Origin of the sequence: Chryseobacterium elymi, assembly GCF_003385495.1 — a bacterium.
GTDB classification, from domain to species: Bacteria; Bacteroidota; Bacteroidia; order Flavobacteriales; family Weeksellaceae; genus Chryseobacterium; species Chryseobacterium elymi.
This window is the reverse complement of record NZ_QNUH01000005.1, coordinates 78543-98299: the sequence shown is the minus strand read 5'-3', so window position 1 is coordinate 98299 and position 19757 is coordinate 78543. Positions and strand designations below refer to the sequence as shown.

Sequence of the window (19757 nt, the reverse complement as noted above, 5' to 3'; positions counted from 1 at the left end):
TCTTGATTTTCAGTTTTAAAATTAAAGTGTTCCTGCAGACTTCAGCAGGTTATAATACTGATACAGTACATTGATCTCTGCATTGGCATAATCCAGTTCCGATTGAAGTTTCTGGTTCTGTGCATCAATCATTTCTGCCTGTACCGCCAATTGGTTTAAATATTTAGCTTCAGTGATCTTATAGTTTTCTTCCGCCAGCCTTTTTGCATCATTCAGAATATTAGCCTGCTGGATAGATTCCTGGTATTTTACATAGGCTGCATTGACTGCCATATCTACATTCTGCTGAACCAGGGTCACGGCATCTCCTGCCTGTGTTTTTTGTAGCTCACCAAGCTTTACTTTCTCTTTTGTCTTGTATAGATTATCAATATTGTAGCTCAGGGAAACACCCGCCTGCCATCCTCCTGAATACATATCCAGAACAGGATTTCTTGTGGTAACCGGACGTTGCAAAGTATAGCCTCCGAACCCGGAAAGTGTCGGCAGCTGGTCTGTTTTAATAATTTCTATGTTTTTATCAGCAACATCAATATTTTTCTTCGCCGATTTCAACTGAGGGTTGCTGTCATGGGCAAGCTCCATATAGTAATCCATACCGATTCCGGATTCTTTATCCGTTAAACTTTCAACGGGAACAATCTCTGTTTCTGAAGGAAGCCCTAATGCGATATTTAAATTGTAATTAAGAATTTTTTTATTATTCGCCAACGTCAGAATTCCCTGATCCAGATTTTTGATCGCCAGTTCTGCACGGATCACTTCATTTCGGGTCACCATTCCCTGCTGATAGAATTTCTGAATATTTTTGAGGCGTTCCTGAGCCAGCTTTTTGTTATTCTGAAAGACCGTTTCCTGATTGAACATTTTATAGACATCCAGATAATTGGAGATCACGAGAAATTTTACATCAAGCTTATTTTTTTCAAGATCCAGTTCAGAAAGCTGTTCACGAAGCCCGGCCATTTCAATGGATTTATTCACTAAACCTCCTTTAAAGATGAGTTGGGTTGCCTGTATGGCATATGAACTTCCGTAATGTGGCATCGGAATATGGATTGAATTTGAAAAATCTTTATCAATCGCTACAGCATCGCCTAAATAGAATTGGCTTGTAGAAGCCATAATACTAGGGAGCTTTTGAAGTTTTGCAACATTTGTATTTTGTTTTGCAATCTCAATATTCTGTGCAGCCACTTTTAATTGCTGATGATTTCTAACAGCCATATCGGCCGCCTCACCTGCGGTCATCTGTTTGATCTGTTGAGAAAAAAACAGCACAGGGAATAGAGCTATCACTAATGATAGTGCTGTTTTTACATTATTTGTCATTTTACCTTGTTTTACGAAGGCAAAGTTACGGCAGCAACAAAATCAATCAAATGTTTGAATTTTGGAAAAAGATGTTCAAATGTAAGATTTTAACTTTCAAACTGATGTCTGTACTGTCTTGGGCTTACTTCGAGATGCTTTTTAAAAAAGTGAGAAAATGCATATTGATCGCTGAAACCGAGGATTGAAGAAATCTCTGAAACAGGTTTATTGGAAGAGTTCAAAAGCACTTTGGCTTCATTCATTACAATTAAGGCAATGATCTGGCTGGCAGATTTTCCGGTAATGGATTTCACGACTGAGGAAAGATGTCTGGTTGTAATCGACTGCCTTTCGGCATAAAACTCAACGGTTCTTTCTGTCAGATGATGTTCTGCGAGATCTGTCAGGAATACAAAAACAATCTCTTCCTGCCTGGACATCTGGTTCATAGAATTATTATCCTCTTTAGAAATAATTCCGGCCATCTGGTAGCAGAAAACAGAGAAAAGATGTTCCACCATTTCTTTTTTGTAGAGCATGTCTGCATCTGAATCCAGAATAAATTTCAGAAAATTGACACTTTTCCAAACCACTTCCATTTCGTTTTCAGGAAAAGGGACCCCTTTATTCATTTGCTGGCGAAAATAGCGGTAAGTAATCAGTCGGTTGAATTTCAATGATAAAGCAGAGATAAATTCTCTTTTATAAGAAACCATTCTTGACTGAAAATCTCCGCTTACGGAAACCACCTCATAGATTGTCTGAGGGTCAGTAACCATAAACATATTGGCAGAAAGCTCCAGATCACTGAAATGCTGACGGAGCTTTATAGTACCTGATTTAATAAAAATAAAGGCAGGATTTTCCGGACGGAAAGGCTTATCCGCAGAAATTCTCTCGAAAATATTGTGCTGTGTAAAAATTTCAACACCGAATTTTTCTAAGGCTGACATAAAACAAATGTAACCAATATATTCTGTGTTTACAATATTCAGTCTTCCAGAGAATACACCGCAAAGCTTGCCAGCCAGTGGTCTCCTCCATAATTCCCCTGAAATAATAAAGGAAGTCCATTCGCTAAAAACACATCTGCCGTTTTCTTAAAATCTTTTTTCAGAGGATGTCCGTCAGGAAGGGCTTTGGATATTCCTTTCATACACCATGCTTTGGAGAAAGAGAGACCTACAAGATGAACGGTCTGGTAATCGCTTAAATCACTTACGACAGGGATTTTTTCAATATTCTCTAAGCTTCTTTTCTCATAAAAATTATTCAGCCATAGGACAAATTCTTTCTGAGGCAGTACTCTTCTCATCAGGTCTGCAATTTCGAGGCTTGGCGAGAAGAAGTCTGATCCGTCAGGTTCCAGATAGGCTGGAGTTTTCTGATCTTTAGCGTAAAAATATTTCGCTTTTTCTTTAAGCTGATTTTCGAATTCCTGATCCTTATTTGCTCTGGCCCAATCGATCGCGAAAGCCAGGCCAAACGCTGTATTCGGGTGAACGCCGGTTCTGTTCGGATAGGTTTGTTTGGGAAGATAGGCCTTCCAGGATTTTAAAATCTGATCTGTCAGGGGTTTTAAATTTTCGTGCCAGATTTTAGCTTTGGGATGATTCCAGGTGGTCAGCTCCTCATCAAGCTTCAGCAGCCATGCCCAGCCATAGGTTCTTTCAAATGTAGTGGTTAATTGATATTTTGTAAAATAATCGGCTTCGGCCTGCAGGTTTTCTTTACTTAACGAATTATCAAGGATTTCTTCAATGTCTTTTGCATTAGCCAGATTGGGTTTCGTTTTCAACAATCTCACAAGCATCCAATGCCCGTGAACGGAACTATGCCAGTCGAAACAGCCATAAAAACTTGGGTGAAGATCTTTTGGAGTCAAAGTAACCTCGCCGGCGTTGTTGATAATATGCGCCGTTTTATTGGGATATTCCTGGTTGATGCAGTGAAGTGGTTTTTCCAATAATTTAGCTGCCATTTCATCGGTAAGTTTCGGAACTTCCTGGGCGCAGATCAAAAAAGGAAAAAGCGTGAACGCTAAAAGACTTTTTTTCATTCAATAAAAATAGAAAAAAATTTAGATCCCAAGCTATTTTTAAACTTCATTAAAATAGCTAAATCCTAAAGATATCAATAAAAGAATGTAAGTATTCAATAAAATAAAGATTTAAGCATAATTTTTGATAAGATTCCTTAAAAAATATTTATGAAAAAATTATTTCTACCTTTATGTATACTTCTATTGATGAGCGGTTGTAAGAAATCTGAACTGGACGTTGCCAATTCCTCTCCGGCAGTAGCAGCTGATAAAGCAGTAGCAGTCGCTGAGTATGAAGTGGAGGCTCCTCCAGCGCCAAAAGAAGTTTATCAAATGGCTCCTGCTAGCTCTATTTCTGAAAAATCAGAACCCGTTAATAAATCTGCGCAACCTTCTATAGCCCCGAAAAAGCTGGACACTATTGCCAAAAAGATCATTAAAAACGGCAATATGAAAATCCAGGTGGGAGATATTAAGAAAGCTCAGAATCAGGTAGAAGATATTCTGAAAAAAAATAATGCTTATATTCAAACTGAACAGTTTCAAAACACTGACCTAGATGACAATTTAGACCTTGTTATCCGTGTCCCGCATAAAAATTTCGATGCGCTCATTAATTCATTTTCTGACGGAGTGGGTTCTGTTTTATCCAAAAATATCTCATCTAATGACGTCACTGAAGAATATACCGATGTCTCTATCAAATTGGCCAATAAAAAGATCTATATCGAGAAATACCGCGATATGCTTAGAAGTGCTTCTACTACAAAAGACATGATCGAAATTCAGGAGACCATCCGAGAGCTGGAAGATGAAATTGATATAGCGGAAGGCAGACTTCGCTTCATTGACGACCGGGTGAATTACAGCACACTCAATCTGAGTTTATACAAAGAAAAAGTAAGAAGCTCAGCTACCTCAAAAATTGGTTTTGGAAGCCGTTTTGCAGATTCTATCACTGAAGGGTGGAACAGCTTTATGAGTTTTCTATTGGGAATTATTTCTTTATGGCCGTTTATGCTACTTATTCCAATTATCATCTTCTTATGGCGAAAATGGAAGTCAGGAAGATCAAAATAGCAAATTAATATTTTGTAGATACCAAAATCCGGATATCATTGCTGATATCCGGATTTTTATTGCTTTTTCAATGATTAAGCATTGTAAAACTCTTTAACTGTTTCCAGCACTTGTTCCTCCGACATTTTCTGTGCTGTATCTAATGTTATCGTTAAATTTTTAAATTGTGCTGTATCATGGAGATAGTTTTTAAGCTCTTCCTGAATGGTTCCCGGACCTGTAATGTAAACTTCCTGGGAATTGGTCAGAAGATGTTCTATTTCTTTAAAGAACTTTACCCTGTTGGTACGTTCTGCATTATTTCCTGCATTTTCACTTGAATTTCCATGCTGTATTTCTGCTTTTACGGGACTGCACAGGAAAAATTTGAATGCATTCTGTGCATCGTGATTCTTTACAACAATTGCTTTTTCTGTATCTATCCAAAGTCCTGCTAATTTCTTATCTGACATAATTTATTTTTTTGGTGTTATAAACTGTACAGAACAAGAATGGTGCAAAGGGCATGTTAAGGGCTGTTAAATGTTTATTTATAGGTAAGATGGTAATGAAACAGCTTCAAACTGATAAATGATTTTATATCTCTCGCAGATCGGGCAGATTTTTTGGACATTATAATGATGTAATCTGTGAGAAAAAATTAATCCTTGAAAATATTTAAATTAGTAAAGATTAAAACACAACTCAAAATGAATGAAAATGAAATTTCTTACATTGTAAGAAAATGTATCTTTAATGTATACAACAAGCTGGGACCAGGCCTCTTGGAGACTGTTTATCACAAAATTCTTATCTATGAATTACAGGAGAATGGGCTTGATGTACAATCTGAATTAGCGATTCCAATAGTGTATGATGGCAAAGAATTTGACTTCAACTTTAGAATAGATATTCTGGTTGAAGATAAAGTAATTCTGGAACTCAAATCCGTAAAAAACCTAGATGATATTCATTTTAAACAACTTACTACTTATCTAAAGCTTTCCAATAAGAAATTGGGATTGTTGGTTAACTTTAATACTACCAATATTTTAGATGGGGTAAAAAGAGTCGTTAATAATCTATAATATTTTATGATGCATAGTAGTCTCTCGCAGATTTAGCTGATTACGCAGATTTATAATACTCACAAAACGATCTGCTCAATCTACTAAATCTGCGAGAGATATAATAGACAAATTACTGTAGAGATTGCTTCACTTTCAATTCGCAATGACGTTGTGAGAACTATTTCCCTAAGACAAATACCGCAGGAATTTTGTGGAGTTCCGGCTTTGCTTTTTTCCAGTCGTTAATGGTTTTTGTCTGGATGAATTCATGCTCCGGATCGTTAATATTTGCTGCGATGCAGAGCTTTGTATTCGGCGATAAGAATTTGGTAAGGTCTTCAAAAAGCGGATTGTTTCTGTACGGAGTTTCCATAAAGATTTGAGAATATCCTGTCTGTTGCACCAAACTTTCCAGACGCTGGATCTGCTTTTTCTTTTCTCCTTTATCTATCGGAAGGTAACCGTGAAATGTAAATTCCTGACCATTAAATCCGCTGGAAATTAACGCTAAAATGATGGATGAAGGTCCTGAAACAGGAATTACTCTTATATTTTTTTCATGACACCATTTCACAATCAGGTTTCCGGGATCCGCAATACATGGAAGCCCGGCCTCGGAAAGGAGCCCAAAGTCCTGTCCCTGCAGCATAAGTGTTTGAGCTTCTTTGATATCAGCATTTTCCGTGTACTTGTCAAGCAGAAAAAGCTTCAAATCAGACTGCTTCTTTTCGGGAGCAAAGAATTTAATAATCTTTCTGGCTGTTTTTTCATTTTCCACAAAGAAATAGTCCGTCTGCATAATATAATCTTTCAGTACGGGTGAAAAGTGAGTGATAGAAGTATTTTCCGATAAATAGGCTGGGAGTAAAAAAAGCATTTTTATTGTTTTTTAGTTCTTTCTTTTAGTGTAGGTTGAGGGAAATATTCCGTAAGATCCATAGAGAAGGTAACTGAAGTAATTTTCCATATTCCGTGGATCTTCATCAGGGTCCAGATTTCTTTACCCCAATTTTCCATTTTCCCATCATACCAGAAACTATAGTCAAAATTGGCAGAAGCTACAGCTCCGTCTTCAATGATTTTGATATTGTCGAATTTTTCTTCAGATTTATTATCTTTAAAGCCTCTGATAAAGGCTTTATAATCATCCGTAAAATAGTATTCCGCTTTTGGATTTTTTTCCAGACGTTTGGCCTGGGTTCTATCATTATATATTCCGGTCCAAAGTACAGGATCCTGAAATAAAGATGCAAATTTGGCTTCATCCCTGGTTTTGATACACTGCATAAATTCTTCCATTACTTTCCGGATTTCAGTTTCGTCCTGGGTTTGGGCAAAAGAAAAATTAAAGCTTAAGAGAAGTGTGAGAATTAATGTTTTCATATTATGATAGAATTTGGTTTTTAATAGCGTCACAGCCTTTATCCAACAATTGGAAAACATCTTCAAAATTCTTCATATCTCCCCAGTAAGGATCAGGAACCTCTGTATTTTTATGATCTCCCAGTGCAGACATAAATAATAATATTTTCTGGTGCTGTTCTTCATTCTGTGCTTTTGAAACCACATCTTCATATACATCAATATCCATACAGTAGATCTTATCAAAAGTATCAAAATCAGTTTTAGTAATAGGTCTGGACCTTTGTTGCGAAATATCAATATGATGGTTTGCAGCTGTTTTTACAGCTCTTTTATCAGGAGCTTCCCCTTCGTGCAGAGAGATTGTTCCGGCTGAGTCTACAAAAAAACTTTCCGGGACCTTTGTCTTCATAATACCTTCTGCTAAAGGACTTCTGCAGATATTGCCGAGGCAGACCATCAATATTTTCATAGCATTTTATTAATTGAAAGATTAAATGATTTATACATAAGACAATTAAGGATGCGAAATCATAACATTCAGCAGCAAAACTAAATAAAAAATGAAGAATAAAACTATTCTCCATTTCAATTTATTCAGATTAAATTATTTCTATTTTTTGATTCTTTCAGCAAGATCTTTTACGTACTTCTTTACTTCTTTATCAATTTTTGATACATCTTTAATGGTATCGCAGGCGTACATTACCGTTGAATGGTCTTTTCCGCCCATCTCTTCGCCTATTTTTGTAAAGGTAGCATTAGTCAGCTCTTTTGAAAAATACATCGCCAATTGTCTTGGAAGTGCAATTTCTCTTTTTCTTGTTTTAGAAAGAAGCTGTTCTTTTTTGATTCCGAAATAATCGCATACCACCTCCTGAATATAAGGAATATTGATCACCTTCTTCTGGTTGGCTGCAATCTTATTGATCGTATCTTTCAGTAATTCAAGACTTAAGTCTGTTTTATAAACAGTAGAATAAGCGATCACAGAGTTAATGACTCCAATAAGCTCTCTTACATTCGTCTTAGCTTCAGCAGCAAGGAAATCCAGCATATCACCAGGAAGAACAATTCCGTCTCTGCTCAGTTTATCTACTATGATCTGTCTTCTTGTAGAAAGATCCGGTGATTTAATTTCGGCAGAAAGTCCCCATTTGAAACGGGAAACAATTCTTTCCTGAATATCCATGATATCTGCAGGTGCCTTATCTGAGGTAAGGATGATCTGCTTTCCGTTCTGGTGAAGATGGTCAAAGATGTGGAAGAAACTGTCCTGTGTGGCAGATTTACCTGACAGGAACTGTATATCATCAATAATCAAAACATCAACCATCTGGTAAAAGTTCGCAAACTCAGTCTGCTTATGGGCTTTTGCTGCTGAAATGAACTGCTGGATAAATTTTTCTGAGGACAGATAAAGCACTACTTTATCCGGAAACTGATTTTTTACCTCAAGACCTACAGCCTGTCCCAGGTGTGTCTTTCCAACTCCGTACCCTCCGTGAAGAAATAATGGGTTGAAAGCTGTTGCTCCCGGTCTTTTAGCAATTGATCTCGCCACTGTAGCAGCAAATTTGTTACTCTCACCCTCTATATAATTATCAAAAGAATAATCAGACTTCAGATTCGAATCTATATTTACTTTTCTTATTCCAGGAACTACAAAAGGGTTTACAATATTTGCAGAGAATCCCTGCGGCATTGTTTCCTGCATTTTTGGAGTAGGAACGCTTTTTCCCTTCATATTCATAGTCACTGGCTTCTCCTCTCCGGTAGGCCTGTTTTCCATGACAGAATACCATAGTTTAACTCCTTTTCCAAGATTTTTCTTCAGGGCAGCAGAAAGCAGGGACAGGTAATTATCCTCAATATATTCCTTGTAAAAATCGCTCGGCACTATAAGCGTAAGGTTATTCGCAACCAATGAAAGTGGCTGTACCTTATCGAATAGCATGTCGAAGGATTTTTCAAGCTTCTTAAGATCAGAATTATCCTCAGCTGCGTTTAAATTATCACGCATGAACTGAAGACACTTCTGCCATATCATCATTAAATTTTCATCCATATTTATGCCCCGATTAAATCTTTGTTAGTACTTTTTGTAGAAGGAAGACAAAGGTCCAATTTTTTCTTTTCAAAAAAAAATATTGCAGGTATTGATTATTTAAAAATATATTTGTATGTGTAAATAAGGACTAAAAATGATACATACAACCCACTCAATACGAGTACGTTACGGAGAAACAGACCCTATGAAATATGTGTACTATGGCAACTATGCAGAGTATCTTGAAATTGGCAGAGTGGAACTCTTCCGAAGCATAGGAATGTCATACGATGAAATTGAGAACCAAGGAATTTGGCTGCCTGTTTCAGATTATAAAATTAAGTACATCCGCCCAGCGCTTTACGACCAAAAATTAGAAATTCATACCTACGTAAAAAAAATTCCGGGGGTAAGGATTGAATTTGAATATGAAATTTTTAATGAAGAAAAAGTAAAGATTACGGAAGCATCCACTACCCTATTCTTTCTGGATGCAAAAACCAATAAAATTATAAGGTGTCCGGATTTCCTGATGAAGCTTATTGAGCAAAATTGGAACAAATAGCAGATCTTAGGCAGCAGTTGCCAGATAAAAATCAGGATATCACTAATGGAAGGTGATTCTTTTTAAACTAATTTGCATCTTTGTCCATCAATTATAATTCTAAATATCATAACATTTTATATAACGTATGAAGATCGCATTTTTGGGACCCCACGCAAGTTTCACACAGCTTGCGGCCACACAACTTTTCCCCGGGGAAGAACTTTTACCGCAGGCCAATATTTTGGACTGCTTTAATGCTGTTAGCAACGGAGAAGCTGAAAAAGCTGTTGTTCCTTTGGAAAATTCTATTGAAGGAACAGTTTCTATGACCCTGGATTATTTATATAAAACACCCTCCATTAAAATTGAAGCGGAAGGAGTGATGCCTATTGCCCACCATTTGATGATTCATCCTGAGAACAGTATGGAAGAAATAGAGAAAATATATTCTCATCCACAGGCTTTGGCTCAAAGTTTCCATTTTCTGGATACGCATCATAAAGAAGTAACAAGACAGGATTTTTCTTCTACTGCAGCAGCAGCCAAATATGTTTCTGAAAATAAAGATTTGAAAATAGCTGCCGTCGCCAATCAGTTTGCCGCCAATCTGTACGGATTAAAAATCGTTCACCGGAATATTCAGGATTTTGAACAGAATCATACCCGTTTTATAGTCATTACCAAACAGCAGCCGGCTTACCATAACACCAGCCTTGAGGTACTGGGAGAGAAATCCGGTATGCTGATCAACCTTCCTGAGGATCATGCGGGTGGACTTCATCAGGTCCTGTCTGTTTTTGCCTGGCGAAAGATGAACCTCAGCAAAATTGAATCCCGAACACTAAAAACAGGCCTCGGTAATTACTTTTTCTTTATTAATGTGGTTGGAAAGTGGGAAGAAGTACTTCATGGAAATGCTCTTTTGGAACTTCAGTCAATTAATGCGGAGGTTGACTTTCTGGGTAATTATAAAGAATTCCTCCTCGAAAGCTAAAATTACACAGGTAACCCAACAACACTGCTTTTATGGCAGTGTTTTTTGTTTACAATCCGCTTTTCTTATCACAATTCCTTGAAATACGCTATCAAAACAGACACATAATCATCACGTTTACTGATAATTAAAACGATATTTAAAATATTTAATTTATAATATGAGGATATTAAATAAATTAAGTATTTTTACTCTGTTATTACTTTATAATATATTAACACATAATTATATTACAAAATAATATACATTACAATACAAACATTTGTACAAATTATTAACAATATAATAAACATATGTTTAAAAAAAACATAATACAAGGCATGATTTTTGCTGTGTTATTCTGAAAACTAATTGAAAAACTTACATAATGAAAACTAAAATTTACAATTTGCTCTTAGCTTTATTTACACTTCCCGCTTTTTCCCAAGTTGGTATTAATACAGCTAACCCGAGCGCTACCCTGGATGTGAATGGAACTTTGAAAGTAAGGGACACCCAAATGATCCCCGCTTTGCCCGGATATACTATTATGGTGGTGAACGATGGAACATTTCAAGTTGCTAAAGTAGACCCTCAGTTGATTATCGATGCTGCCACAGCTGCAGCTGGTGTTAATACCTCCGTATATGCAGCGAAGAAAACTACCGGAATCACTCTGATCAGTCTAGGTCTTTTTCCAACCGGGTTCAGGGCTGTCAATTTTTTAGCTTCTGAAAGAACAGTAGGATCCGCAGCATTATTCTCTGATACGGACAACACGTATACGATACCCTCTAACGGTGTTTACCAGGTAGGTTTTACATTCCGTTACGGCGCAGGCCTTCAGGCTGCCTTACTTACGAATACTCCGGGTATCGGAATTTTCAGAAACAGAGCTGGTGTTGGTACTCTTATTGACAGCCGTGTATTCAGCGGTATAACAATTCCGCTTGTTTTAAGCTTAACTATTTCTGAAAGTACAATTAATTCACTGTATACATTCCAGGCCGGAGATAAAATTTCATTTGGACTTACTGGATCTTCAGCCCTTGAAGCAGGATTATTAGGAACAAGTATTGGATCTTTCCATATCCACAAAGTATCTAATTAACAGATAAATTTAATCACTCTGCACAGTTAATCCATCACATATTCTGTGATGGATTAATTTTTTATCCTGTCACATTTATTTATATTTGATAAAAAGTAAAGAATGAGTGGGTTTCTTGCAGTCATATTAATCATTGTGGTCATCTTTTTTATTTTCAATAATCTTAATCACAAGATCAGGAAGCTTGAAAAGGAGGTTTTTGATTTACGGGTAAAAATCAATCAATCTCAACAAAATGCAGATACCTTCAAACAACCGCTGGCCAATGAAGAGATTCCGGCACCTCAACTGGTACAGGAGGGCATACTGCCTGCAGCCAACATTTCTGATGAAGCACCCACTGAACCTCAAAGAGACTGGATGGAACCTGTTTTTGAGTTTTTAAAACAAAATATCCTGACCATTATCGGTATTTTCACGCTTGTTCTTGGAATTGGTTACTTTGTAAAATATGCTATAGACAAAAACTGGATCAGAGAAACAGCGCGAGCAGGAATAGGCCTGGCAGTTGGAGCCGGGATTATGCTGACAGGACATTTTCTGAGAAAAAACTATGCTGTTTTCGCATCGATCATCACGGGAGGCGGAATTGCTGTTCTCTATTTCACCACTACCATTGCTTTCCGGGAATATCACCTGTTTACCCAAAATACTGCTTTCATTATTACTACTATTGTTACCATTATTTCTATTGCCCTCGCCTATTATTATAAAAGTGAAGTGTTGATTATTTTTGCAATGCTGGGCGGATTTTCTGCTCCTTTGATGATCAGTACGGGACAGAGTAATTATCTATTTCTTTTCACGTATCTTACTCTGCTAAATATTGGCATGCTCACCACAGCATTTTTAAAACGCTGGAAAAGCGTGGGATGGACCTCTTATACTTTCACCAGTATCTATCTGTTCTTCTGGACTGTAGAACACCCCGAACTACTCAGTATTGTTTTCTATATCATTAATTATATTATTTTCTACATTTTTGCGCTACAGGATCACATCAAAAAAAATATACTTTCATCGTGGGATACTTTCATGCTGGTGTTAATTAATTTTTCCAGTATTATTGGCCTGATTTATATATTCCATACCTTAAGCTATGAGCCTGTAATTATTTTCCCGCTGCTTTTTGCCGTTATCAATGCCCTGCTGCTTTTAAGAGAGTATGGGAAAAGGAACTTCGGCTTCAGCTATTCTATTTTTGCGGCACTTACGATCAGCCTTATTACGATAGCTGTTGCCCTTCAGTTCAAAAGTCATCTTATTACAACTGTCTGGGCCGTGGAAGCGACGCTTCTTCTTTATATATGGAAAAAAAGCAGACACAGCATTTTCAAAACTTGCTTTTATGTACTTTTCCCCCTTGTCATTATTGCACAAATCATGACCTGGTCTGAATATCTGAACAAAGACAATATGGCTGCTGTATTCAATCCTGTTTTTTTAACGAGCCTTGTGACTGTTACCACTACGATCGTGAATCTCTTTTTACTGAAAAAGATCAACGAAACACAAAAGCAGGAGGATAGTTTTTTTGAAAATATTTTTGCTATTGTAAGTTATAGCGTTATATATATTGCCCTGCTGCTGGAGATCAGCTATCATATCTCGGATATGCCATGGCCGGCTGTTGTAAGTATTGGTTTGCTATTCAGCATTTATTATATTTTTGCCCTGATGATACTCAGGAAAAAGCTGGGTATTGAAAGCATTATCCAGACTGGGCTTATTTACCTGCTATTTATCCTTATTGCCTTAAATGCCTCATTTGCAGCATCAGAGGTTGTTACATCGGTTTTAAAAAAGAAACTTACATTCGGTTTTTATATGATCCATTTTCTTCATTGGATTCCTTTTACATACATATTGTGGAACGCAGCTGCCAGTATTGGTTTTTATAAAACAAAGCTCTCTTACTGGATAATTTCAGTAACACTTGTTATTGCAGTAAGCTGCGGATTCTATCACACTTACATCCTAAGCTCCGTAAACGACATTTCGCTGGTCTATAAAACGAAAGAACATTTTAATATTCTCTATCTTCCGATCATCTGGACTGTTCTTGCCAGTATTTTTATTTATATCAGCTTAAAAAAGAATATTCCTGAATATGGCAGGATTGGCTTTGTACTCATAGGAATTATGGTGCTGAAACTTTATAGTTATGATGTCTGGCAGATGGATAATATCTCAAGAATTACCGCATTTATAATACTAGGCGTTATTTTATTATTGAGCTCTTTCACCTTCCAAAGACTGAAAAACATTATCAGGAATATGGTGGATACAAAGAAGGAAGAAAAAGAGGGATAATAACGAAAGCCGGAGTTACTATATTTACCATATAACTTGCCAGCATCATTCTCATAAAACAGGCTATAGAAAACCTTCTTTTAAAATCAAAAATCCTTAACAATAGTTTTTATTTCTAGATAATATTTAAAATATCACAAAAATTCATTCACATTTTGTAAAATTTAATTATATTTATCCAGTTTTTAACAGTTATATATTCTGGTTATGAAAAAAATACTCTATTCTTTTTTAATATTATCCTCTGTAGCATTATCTGCCCAGAAAAACCCTTCTATAAAGTTTGCCGTTGCCAATGATATTGTCGGAACAGTAGGCATGTTCAGTGCAAGAAAAGCCATTGTTCAGAGTTCTAATATCTACAAAGGTCCTTCAGCACTGCCACAGGGTTTAAAAAAATACAGCTTCATTGCAGAAAAAGGGTTGACTGAATTTAAAATCAAAAACGGCTATGACGGTTTGGATATAATATCTTTAGCTCAACTGAACTCACAGTACGAGTTGCCTGAAAACACTCCAGTTTTTATTGAAGGCTATGAATTTTCCGATACAAATACAAAGATCTATGGCGACATCATGGGTAATGTAGAAGTTAAGGATCATAACGGAAGGAAAACAGTTTTCCTAACCACTAGTAGTATAAAATAAACGACACCTAAAATAAAATTACATCATAAAAGGATACTTTTGAAAGTATCCTTTTGCTTTTAATACCGGTTATTCCATTTTTTCTTAAGTTCTTCGTAGATTTTTTTTTCTGTAGCATTGTTTCCCGGCTGGTAAAGTTTTACATCTTTAATTTCCTCAGGCAGGAAATCCTGCTCAACAAAATTTCCCTCGTATGAATGGGCATACTTATATTCTTTACCATAATCAAGATCTTTCATCAGCTTGGTTGGTGCATTTCTCAGATGTAAAGGCACCGGCAGGTTTCCAGTTTGTTTTACGAGAGCCAATGCTTCATTAATAGCCATGTATGTCGAATTGCTTTTAGGAGAAACAGCCAAATAAACTGCTGTTTCGCTTAAAATAATTCTTGATTCCGGATTTCCTATAACATTAATGGCCTGAAAGCAGTTGTTGGCGATCACCAAAGCGTTCGGATTTGCCAGCCCGATGTCTTCAGCCGCAAGAATAAGCATTCTACGGGCAATAAACTTGATATCCTCACCTCCTGCAATCATCCTTGCCAGCCAATAGACAGCACCATTCGGGTCACCTCCCCGCATAGATTTTATAAAAGCAGAGATGATATCATAATGCTGCTCGCCGTTTTTGTCATAGAGCGCCATCGTTTCCTGCAGAATGTCCAGGACATCCGAGTTATTGATTTCTTCTTTATCTGAATTCACATATTGATTAAGAACAAGTTCTACAGAATTGATCAGTTTGCGGGCATCCCCTCCTGAATACTGAATAAATGCTCCTTTTTCAGCAATCTTAAAAGAGGTTCCTTCATCCTTATTGAATCGCTGGGTGGCGGTATCGGCTAATTCTTCAAGCTTTTCATAGCTTAAGGCTTTCAGAATATAAACCTGACTTCTAGATAAAAGAGCGGATACCACTTCAAAGCTTGGGTTTTCTGTAGTGGCACCAATCAGTACAATCCATCCTTTCTCAACAGCATGCAATAATGAATCCTGCTGTGATTTATTGAACCTATGAATCTCATCTATGAATAAAATGGGAGATTTTCCTGAAAACAGGTTTTGTTTTTTAGCATCCTCAATTACATCCCGCACATCTTTTACTCCCGAAGAAACTGCGGAGAGCTTATAGAATTTCCTGCCCGATTTTTCAGAAATAATTTCAGCCAGGGTTGTTTTTCCGGTACCCGGAGGTCCCCAGAGAATCAGGGAATTCAATGCATTATTTTCGATCATTTTCCTGATCGTACCTTTTTCACCGGTAAGATGCTCCTGCCCCAGAACCTCGTCCAGAGTTTTAGGTCTTAACTTTTCGGCTAATGGAATATTTTGGCTCAAGATAATTTATTTTTAGGATAAACGGATTCAGGCTTTTGGGTCTCTGAAACTTATAACAAAATTAAACTAATTTTAATTTTTTTACCCTATTTTTGCATTGTTTTGAAACTTACATTCAATAAAATCATTAGTTTTCCTTTGGTAATTTTGATAAAATTTTACCAGTGGTTTATTTCGCCCCTACTTCCCAAAAACTGCCGTTACGAACCTACCTGTTCTCATTATATGGTAGAAGCCCTTCAGGTACATGGTATTTTCAAAGGGCTTTGGCTGGGTATCAAAAGAATTTCAAAATGCCATCCGTGGGGAGGCAGCGGTTACGATCCTGTTCCTCCGAAAAAATTAAATCAGTAACAAACTATTAAATTAATAGAAATGAGTAATCTATTTTTCAGAATTTACCTCATCGTATTTGTATTCATTACACAATCTGCGTTTGCCCAGCAATATCCGGGAGAATTATCTGACGGAACCCTGAAAGTAAATGGAGGCAGTGTTCCGGTAAAGATCTATTCCACTACCGAAGTAGGTGACCTTAATGCTTTCCCGGAAAAAGCCACAGACAGCAACATCCTGGTTATTCTGAACGAATCCAATTTTGAACCTGCGTACTTTAATTACAGCGCTACCACTTTAGAGAAGTATAAGAGTTTGCACTATCAGCTTTTCGATAAAGATTTTAAGCTAATTGACGGTCCTGCCACACAAGACAACATCACCAAATTCAAATATGCTGTAAAAACAGCTAAGCCAATTAACGGAACCGACAGTGTCGCTTTGGAAACGCCTTTCAAAATATGGGATCCTTCAAAAGGGATTCAGTTGGGACCGGTTACCCTTCATTTCTACAGCTTAATGTTCGTTTTTGCCTTTGGTTTTGGATATATTTTAATGTTAAGAATCTTCAAAATCGACAATGTTAACCAGAAATATCTGGAGCCGCTTTTCACATGGACGCTGATCGGAACTATTTTGGGAGCCAGATTAGGACATGTCATTTTCTATCAGCCGGAACTGTTCAAAGAAGATTTCTGGAGCGTATTTTTACCGATAAGCACTAAAAACGGGTTCAAGTTTACAGGATTCTCCGGATTGGCAAGTCATGGAGCTACAATAGCTTTGATCTTTACTACTTTATATTATTCATTTAAGATTATCAAGAAAAATCCATTCTGGGTATATGACAGAATTGGAATTGTGGTTGCTTTGGGAGGTGCATTTGTAAGAATAGGAAATTTTTTCAATTCGGAGATCGTAGGAAAAGCTGTTGATCCCAATTCTCCTCTTGCTATTCTTTTCCCACAGCAAAGCAGTGAATATGGCCCAACAGTTCCCCGCTATCCAGGTCAGCTTCTTGAAGCTGTCGGATATTTTCTACTGTTCCTGTTGTTATGGATATTATACAGAAAAACAAACAAAAAATATCAGCAGGGATGGCTATTCGGATTATTCTTTATTATCCTTTGGGCTGTAAGATTCTTTGTGGAATTCCTGAAGGAACCTCAGGGAGACGAATTCATCCAGATTGGAGGGCTGAATACGGGACAGGTACTTTCCATTCCGTTTATGATTGCGGGAGTTGTTATCATGATTATTTCAAAAAAATTCAAAATCACTCAGGCAGAAAACGAGAAACCGGAGTAATGATAAAAATAGGAAAGGGCAAATTTGCAGATAAGCGAATTTGCCCTTTTTCTTTTAATCTTTAAGATTAATTTAAACAAATGAGAAGTTTTCTGTTTTACTCTAAAATTAAAACTGTCTATTATCATAGTCTGATCCTGTTTATCCTGTTCAATTCCTCGAAAACATCTCCGAATGTATTGATGACATCTGTAGGTAACATAGATTCTTTGGAATATTTTTCAGCAGCCATATCAGCCGCCCTTCCATGAAGCCAGACTCCTAAAATACACGTATCTTCTTCAGAATATCCCTGAGCAAGCAGCGAAACCAGAATACCGGTAAGAATATCCCCACTCCCTCCTTTGGCAAGTCCTGCATTACCGTTGATATTATAGAAAACATTTCCCTGGGGAGTAACAATCTGGGTATGATGATCCTTCAATACAATATAAATATTGAGTTCTTTAGCTTTTTTACGGGCAAGTTTCAGTCTTTCAAAAGAGTTTTGTGTGCTACCGAATAATCTTTCAAATTCTTTTGGATGTGGCGTTATGAGAGATTTTTGAGGGATCAGTTTCAGGTTTTTATGATCTTTTGAAATAATATTCAGTGCGTCTGCATCTAAGACCAAAGGACTATTATATCCTTTTAAAAATTCCAGCAAACCTTTTGCGGTCTTTTCATGAGTTCCCAGGCCAGGCCCAATCGCATAAACAGTATCACTTTCCGGTTTAAAATCTTCTATCTGCTCATTCCCGCCTTCTATAAACATGGCTTCAGGACATGAGATCTGCAGAATTTCATATCCGCATTTTGGTGCAAGGGTAAAGGTAAGCCCCGCCCCGGTCTTTAGGGCAGATCTGGTGGCCAGTACTGCGGCACCCATTTTCCCGTAACTTCCTCCCACAACTGCCACTTTCCCATAAGTTCCTTTATGGGAAAAATCTTCTCTGGGTTTAAAAATTCTATTGATAAGCTTTTCATCAATAACAAAATCTTCAGCAGCTTCTGATTCTAAATATTCCGGATGCAATCCTATATCCAAAATAATTACTTTCCCTGCATACTTACCTGTTTCAGGATGAAGAAAGCTTTTTTTCCAGCACTGTAAGCTTAATGTATAATCAGCATTAAATATAACCGGATCTTTTTCAAGTATACTATCAGCAGGCAGTCCGGAAGGAATATCAACGGAAATTTTAATACAGTTTTTTTCGTTTAACATTTCGATTACCTGCTTGCCAACACCTTCCAGAGGCCGTGACAACCCTGTACCAAACAGAGCATCAATAATAACAGTTCTGTCGTCGAAATTATATTGAACGGCTTCTTTGAATTCCCTGACAGAGATTCCGGAAAAATCCCGAAGCCTTTTTAGATTCACCGAAGCATCATCAGAAAATTTTCCTTTAGGATTTTGTACAAAAACATCTGCATCAAAGCCTTTCGTGTAGAGTATTCTTGCCAGTGCCAGTCCATCGCCACCGTTATTGCCGCTGCCACAGAATATGGCCATTTTTTTGTGATTTTTACAGTTTTCTGATATCCAGCCGGCTAATGTTTCAGAAGCTCTTTCCATAAGCTGTACAGACGAAACAGGCTCATTCCAAATCGTAAACCGGTCCCACTGGCGTATTTGTTCTGCAGTAAAAACTTTCATAAGATAGGCAAAATTTTAACCAAATTACAAAAGTTTTCTTTTACTGTTTACAGTAATTACTACAAAAATAAAATATTAACCTAAATAATGAATTCACTAAAAAAAACTCATTAATTCCAGCCTGTAATTCAATTATTATGGCGCAAAAAACTCTAAAAAGTACTTTATATTACGTTTTTTAATTCTATTTTTGTGCGTATACTTAATTAAAAAATATAAATTATGGGATTTGTTAAAGAATTTAGAGATTTTGCTTTTAAGGGCAATGTACTTGACCTGGCTGTGGGTGTGATCATCGGTGGAGCATTCGGGAAAATTGTTTCCTCCTTGGTAGAAGATGTTATTACTCCGCTTTTACTGAATCCGGCACTGAAGGCTGCTGGAGCAGAAAACATTTCGATGCTTTCATGGAATGGGGTGACTTACGGTAATTTTATTTCTGCTGTAATCAGTTTTCTATGTATCGCTATAGTACTGTTCTGGATCATCAAAGGCGCCAACAAAGTTGTTAAAAGAGAAGAGGCTGCTCCGGCAGGACCTACTGCTGAACAACAATTGTTGACAGAGATCAGAGATCTTTTGAAAAGTAAAAATAATATATAAAAACAGAAAAGACTGCCTTTTGAGACAGTCTTTTTTCTAATCA

At 36.9% G+C, this 19757-nt stretch carries 20 protein-coding genes; 10 read left to right on the top strand and 10 right to left on the bottom strand.

The window, feature by feature from the left end; all coding sequences use genetic code 11:
- Window positions 1-21: 21 nt before the first annotated feature.
- The 3 genes from DRF60_RS07385 to DRF60_RS07375 form a co-directional block, all read right to left on the bottom strand.
- Complete coding sequence (locus DRF60_RS07385) at window positions 22-1332, bottom strand: TolC family protein (RefSeq protein WP_116011458.1); 1311 nt, start codon at window positions 1330-1332, stop codon at window positions 22-24.
- A gap of 89 nt (window positions 1333-1421) precedes the next feature.
- Window positions 1422-2267 carry a helix-turn-helix domain-containing protein gene (locus DRF60_RS07380; RefSeq protein WP_116011457.1) on the bottom strand — a complete coding sequence of 282 codons (846 nt, stop codon included), beginning with the start codon at window positions 2265-2267 and terminating at the stop codon, window positions 1422-1424.
- 38 nt (window positions 2268-2305) lie between these two features.
- The gene (locus DRF60_RS07375) at window positions 2306-3373 is read right to left on the bottom strand and encodes a DUF2891 domain-containing protein (protein ID WP_116011456.1); all 1068 of its coding nucleotides are present in this window, start codon (window positions 3371-3373) and stop codon (window positions 2306-2308) included.
- A gap of 150 nt (window positions 3374-3523) precedes the next feature.
- Here DRF60_RS07375 and DRF60_RS07370 point away from each other — a divergent pair, with 150 nt between their 5' ends.
- On the top strand, window positions 3524-4435 hold the full coding sequence (locus tag DRF60_RS07370) for a DUF4349 domain-containing protein (RefSeq protein ID WP_116011455.1): 912 nt from the start codon (window positions 3524-3526) through the stop codon (window positions 4433-4435).
- Between the two features lie 74 nt (window positions 4436-4509).
- On the opposite strand, the gene DRF60_RS07365 is transcribed toward DRF60_RS07370, so the two are convergent.
- The gene (locus DRF60_RS07365) at window positions 4510-4887 is read right to left on the bottom strand and encodes a hypothetical protein (RefSeq protein ID WP_116011454.1); all 378 of its coding nucleotides are present in this window, start codon (window positions 4885-4887) and stop codon (window positions 4510-4512) included.
- 237 nt (window positions 4888-5124) lie between these two features.
- On the opposite strand from DRF60_RS07365, the gene DRF60_RS07360 reads away from it, so the two are divergent.
- Window positions 5125-5502, top strand: a complete 378-nt coding sequence (locus DRF60_RS07360) for a GxxExxY protein (RefSeq protein WP_116011453.1) — start codon at window positions 5125-5127, stop codon at window positions 5500-5502.
- A 160-nt stretch (window positions 5503-5662) separates the two neighbouring features.
- On the opposite strand, the gene DRF60_RS07355 is transcribed toward DRF60_RS07360, so the two are convergent.
- From DRF60_RS07355 to dnaA, 4 genes are all read right to left on the bottom strand, one after another.
- Window positions 5663-6361, bottom strand: coding sequence for an SAM-dependent methyltransferase (locus DRF60_RS07355; RefSeq protein WP_116011452.1), 699 nt, complete (start codon window positions 6359-6361; stop codon window positions 5663-5665).
- Between the two features lie 2 nt (window positions 6362-6363).
- Entirely contained in the window at window positions 6364-6867 is a 504-nt protein-coding gene (locus DRF60_RS07350) for a DUF4440 domain-containing protein (protein WP_116011451.1), read from the bottom strand.
- Window position 6868: 1 nt separating this feature from the next.
- Window positions 6869-7318 carry a low molecular weight protein-tyrosine-phosphatase gene (locus DRF60_RS07345; protein ID WP_116011450.1) on the bottom strand — a complete coding sequence of 150 codons (450 nt, stop codon included), beginning with the start codon at window positions 7316-7318 and terminating at the stop codon, window positions 6869-6871.
- Between the two features lie 141 nt (window positions 7319-7459).
- Complete coding sequence (gene dnaA, locus DRF60_RS07340; RefSeq protein ID WP_116011449.1) at window positions 7460-8914, bottom strand: chromosomal replication initiator protein DnaA; 1455 nt, start codon at window positions 8912-8914, stop codon at window positions 7460-7462.
- A gap of 136 nt (window positions 8915-9050) precedes the next feature.
- Between dnaA and DRF60_RS07335 the strand changes: the two genes are divergently transcribed.
- The 5 genes from DRF60_RS07335 (at window position 9051) to DRF60_RS07315 (ending at window position 14488) form a co-directional block, all read left to right on the top strand.
- A complete protein-coding gene (locus DRF60_RS07335) occupies window positions 9051-9461 on the top strand; it encodes an acyl-CoA thioesterase (RefSeq protein WP_116011448.1) in 411 nt (136 codons plus the stop codon).
- Window positions 9462-9588: 127 nt separating this feature from the next.
- Window positions 9589-10437: a prephenate dehydratase gene (gene pheA / locus DRF60_RS07330; RefSeq protein ID WP_116011447.1), complete on the top strand. Its 849-nt coding sequence runs from the start codon at window positions 9589-9591 to the stop codon at window positions 10435-10437.
- Window positions 10438-10804: 367 nt separating this feature from the next.
- Complete coding sequence (locus tag DRF60_RS07325; protein WP_116011446.1) at window positions 10805-11527, top strand: hypothetical protein; 723 nt, start codon at window positions 10805-10807, stop codon at window positions 11525-11527.
- Window positions 11528-11629: 102 nt separating this feature from the next.
- Window positions 11630-13840 (top strand): DUF2339 domain-containing protein, encoded by a 2211-nt coding sequence (locus DRF60_RS07320; RefSeq protein ID WP_116011445.1) that lies wholly within the window; start codon window positions 11630-11632, stop codon window positions 13838-13840.
- Window positions 13841-14047: 207 nt separating this feature from the next.
- Complete coding sequence (locus DRF60_RS07315) at window positions 14048-14488, top strand: hypothetical protein (protein ID WP_116011444.1); 441 nt, start codon at window positions 14048-14050, stop codon at window positions 14486-14488.
- Between the two features lie 59 nt (window positions 14489-14547).
- On the opposite strand, the gene DRF60_RS07310 is transcribed toward DRF60_RS07315, so the two are convergent.
- Window positions 14548-15825 carry a replication-associated recombination protein A gene (locus tag DRF60_RS07310; protein ID WP_116011443.1) on the bottom strand — a complete coding sequence of 426 codons (1278 nt, stop codon included), beginning with the start codon at window positions 15823-15825 and terminating at the stop codon, window positions 14548-14550.
- A gap of 102 nt (window positions 15826-15927) precedes the next feature.
- Here DRF60_RS07310 and yidD point away from each other — a divergent pair, with 102 nt between their 5' ends.
- Entirely contained in the window at window positions 15928-16179 is a 252-nt protein-coding gene (yidD, locus tag DRF60_RS07305; protein WP_185144578.1) for a membrane protein insertion efficiency factor YidD, read from the top strand.
- A 423-nt stretch (window positions 16180-16602) separates the two neighbouring features.
- Entirely contained in the window at window positions 16603-17469 is an 867-nt protein-coding gene (lgt, locus tag DRF60_RS07300; RefSeq protein WP_116011610.1) for a prolipoprotein diacylglyceryl transferase, read from the top strand.
- Window positions 17470-17593: 124 nt separating this feature from the next.
- Here lgt and DRF60_RS07295 read toward each other — a convergent pair whose 3' ends face one another.
- Window positions 17594-19111, bottom strand: a complete 1518-nt coding sequence (locus DRF60_RS07295) for an NAD(P)H-hydrate dehydratase (protein ID WP_116011442.1) — start codon at window positions 19109-19111, stop codon at window positions 17594-17596.
- A 222-nt stretch (window positions 19112-19333) separates the two neighbouring features.
- Here DRF60_RS07295 and mscL point away from each other — a divergent pair, with 222 nt between their 5' ends.
- Window positions 19334-19714 carry a large conductance mechanosensitive channel protein MscL gene (mscL, locus tag DRF60_RS07290; protein ID WP_116011441.1) on the top strand — a complete coding sequence of 127 codons (381 nt, stop codon included), beginning with the start codon at window positions 19334-19336 and terminating at the stop codon, window positions 19712-19714.
- The last annotated feature ends 43 nt before the right edge of the window (window positions 19715-19757 follow it).